This is a genomic window from Rickettsiales endosymbiont of Peranema trichophorum, assembly GCF_004210275.1.
GTDB lineage: Bacteria > Pseudomonadota > Alphaproteobacteria > Rickettsiales > Midichloriaceae > RICK02.
In genome coordinates this window covers 1-3,656 of record NZ_SCFA01000010.1, presented here as the reverse complement: position 1 = coordinate 3,656, position 3,656 = coordinate 1, and the positions used below count along the sequence as shown (strand labels likewise).

2 protein-coding genes are annotated in these 3,656 nt (G+C 40.4%); both read left to right on the top strand.

From position 1 onward, the window contains the following. Positions 1-987, top strand: a 987-nt coding sequence (locus tag EDM53_RS05995) for a hypothetical protein (RefSeq protein WP_165379502.1), incomplete at its 5' end; no start/stop codon positions are given. Then, positions 987-3,656, top strand: a 2,670-nt coding sequence (locus EDM53_RS00525) for a hypothetical protein (RefSeq protein ID WP_130121379.1), incomplete at its 3' end; no start/stop codon positions are given. The genes EDM53_RS05995 and EDM53_RS00525, both read left to right, overlap by 1 nt.

Below are 3,656 nucleotides of genomic sequence, written 5' to 3'. Positions count from 1 at the left end.
GATATTGATATATTGGTCATACCATATATTCCAGAATCATCACTGGCACTTATTAGCGTTGAAGGAGAGCAAGGTCAGGTTGCGTCTGCTATTGGTAGAGATTATATGAATGCTGGTCAAAGAAGCATGATATCAAGGGTTATTGATGCTGTGATGAATCGACTTAACAACAAGCTGGATTTTGCATGGCAATACAAGGAGTATCTGTACAAGGGAGAGATTGGGAGATTTAAGGATATATTGAAAGAAAACAAGCTAGGTGAGACAGTATCGGTAGATATTTTACGTAATTATGGAGAGTTTAAGAAGCATGTGCTGCTTAAACTACACCCTGACAAGGGAGGGAGAAGGGAAGATTTTATATTTGCAAGGGAATTGCAGCAAAAAATGAGCTCTGATATTGATATAAAGGGAATGATAGGAGAAAAAGCGGCAGAAGTGGAAGTTGTGATGTATAAAGTAGCGTTGAGCATCAAGATAGCTGATACAGTAGTGGATGTACTAAGAGTGGTCAATCGACCAACAGTTGAGAATGTGAAGCAAGTGGTATTGGGCACGGTGCATGTATATGGAATGTACAAGGGATTGAGCGTGTATGGATTAGCACTAGTGGGTTTGGAAGCTACATATCAAGTGTACCAGGGAGAATACGCTGAGGCGCTAAAACAGGTACTGGTAACGACAGTTTACATGGCGTTACCAATGGTGATGGGTGCAGGAGGTTTGCCATATACAGGGTTGATATTTACATCAGGAATGACGGTGTACAGCCTTTACCATCTGATGTCCAACGTGCATAGTCTGTACACAGAACACACGAGTGATGACAATGTAGCGAAATCATCAGAGGCTTATGCGAGTCTATATAGTTTACTAGCTTGCACACCCTTGCAATACGTATACGAGTTTGATAGCTCTAGGGGAGAGTATAATGAATTGATGCAGGAACAAGAACAGCCGGAAGGAGCATTTCAAGGTGATAATTGATGATATGTGGAGAAGGTGTGTTGAGAGATTTGAGTGGTTATAACAATGCAAGGTTATGTGATGAGATAGCAAAATTAGCGTGTAGAGGTCATAAGGATGACAGTTATATTAGGTATTGGTTAAGCGTGGCTATTTGTAAGTTGGAGGAATTTAATGCGCAAGAATTATCAAAGAGTATCTGGAGTTTAGTGCGTCTTGGTTACAGGGACGATGATTTCATAAGAAAATGGGTAGAAGTATCAACTAGAAAACTCCTAGAGTTTAACTGCCAGAATTTGTCCAACAGCATATGGAGTTTAGTGCGTCTTGGTTACAGGGACGATGATTTCATAAGAAAATGGGTAGAAGTATCAACTAGAAAACTCCTAGAGTTTAATGTGCAGGACTTGTCGAATAGTATTTGGAGTTTAGCGCGTCTCGATTATAAAGACGATACATTTATGGGGGAATGGATGAGAGTATCAACTTGGAAACTTAGAGAATTTAATTCGCAGGAGTTGTCCAACAGTCTCTGGAGTTTAGCCCATTTTGGTTACAGGGACACTCCATTCGTGAGGGAGTGGATAAGAGTGTCAACTTGGAGACTTGGAGTATTTAATGCTCAGGAATTGTCGAACAGTCTCTGGAGTTTAGCGCGTCTTGGTTACAAAGACGATACATTTATGGGGGAATGGATGAGAGTATCGATTAGAAAATTACCAGAATTTAACCCCCAGAACCTGTCCAATAGCATTTGGAGTTTAGCATGTTTTGATCATCAAGATAATGCCTTCATAAGAGAATGGGTAAGTGTATCAACTCGAAAGCTTGGAGAATTTAATTGTCAGGAACTGTCTAATAGTATCTGGAGTCTGCTGCGTTTTGGTTACAGGGATGATGCATTCATAAGGGAATGGGCAAGAGTGTCAACTGGAAAATTGGTGAGCTTTAATTCTCAGAATCTGTCTAACAGTATCTGGAGTTTAGCGCGCCTTGGTTACACGGATGGTTCATTCATAAGGGAATGGGTAAGTGTATCAACTCGGAAGCTTGGAGAATTTAATTCACAGGAACTGTCTAATAGTATCTGGAGTTTAGTGCTGTTTGGTTACAGGGATGATGCATTCATAAGGGAATGGGTAAGTGTATCAACTCGGAAGCTTGGAGAATTTAATTCACAGGAACTGTCTAATAGTATCTGGAGTTTAGTGCGTTTTGGTTACAGGGATGATGCATTCATAAGGGAATGGGCAAGAGTGTCAACTGGAAAATTGGTGAGCTTTAATTCTCAGAGTCTGTCTAACGGTATCTGGAGTTTAGCGCGTCTTGATTACAAAGACGATACATTTATGGGGGAATGGATGAGAGTATCGATTAGAAAATTACCAGAGTTTAACCCCCAGAACTTGTCCAATACCATTTGGAGTTTAGTGCGCCTTGGTTATAGGAATGATGCATTCATAAGGAAATGGGTGAATGTATCAACTCAGAAACTCGGGGAATTTAACTCTCAAAATCTGTCTAATAGTATCTGGAGCTTAGCGCGTCTTGATTACAAAGACGATACATTTATATGGGAATGGGTAAGTGTATCAACTCGGAAGCTTGGAGAATTTAATTCACAGGAACTATCTAATAGTATCTGGAGTTTAGTGTGCCTTGGCTACATGGATGATGCATTCATAAGAGAATGGGTGAGCGTATCAACTACGAAACTAGTGGAGTTTAATTGCCAAGAACTGTCAAATAGTATGTGGAGTCTAGTGCGCCTTGGTTACACGGATGATGCATTCATAAGGGAATGGGTAAGTGTATCGACTCGGAAGCTTGGAGAATTTAATTCACAGGAACTGTCTAATAGTATCTGGGGTTTAGTGCGTTTTGGTTGGAGGGACGCTGATTTTATAAGAGAATGGGTGAATGTATCAATTCGAAAACTATCAGAGTTCAATGCCCAAAACTTGTCGAACAGTATCTGGAGTGTAGTACGTTTCGGTTATACGGACGATGCATTCATAAGAGAATGGGTAAGTGTATCGACTCGGAAGCTTGGAGAATTTAATTCACAGGAACTGTCTAATAGTGTCTGGAGCTTAACGCGTCTTGGTTATACGGACGATGCATTCATAAGGGAATGGGTAAGTGTATCGACTCGGAAGCTTGGAGAATTTAATTCACAAGAACTGTCTAATAGTATCTGGAGTTTAGTGCGTTTTGGTTGGAGGGACGCTGATTTTATAAGAGAATGGGTGAATGTATCAATTCGAAAACTATCAGAGTTCAATGCCCAAAGCTTGTCGAACAGCATGTGGAGTTTGGCTCATTTTGGTCATAGAGACGATGGTTTTATAATAGAGTGGACAAGAGCAGTAGATAAAAAGCTTGGGCAATTCAATCTAAAGGACGTAGAACAAAGTATCACTGGCTTATCTTGTCTGTTGTTTAGAAGAGATGTGAAGCTAAACGAGAGTGAATTAGTATGGATGCTATACCCGAGTCAAAGATTGGTAAGTGGAATAGAAGTATTGTTGAGAAGTGATGTGCTGGATACCAGGCTGATGGGACTGTATCTGGTATCAAAGGTACTGGAGCAAGCTGGAATAAAAGGAGACGTACTACAAATGTTGGAAACGTTCCGTATGTTTTTGAGGGAAAAAAATAAAGAGATACGGACTGGAGGGTGTTTAGGA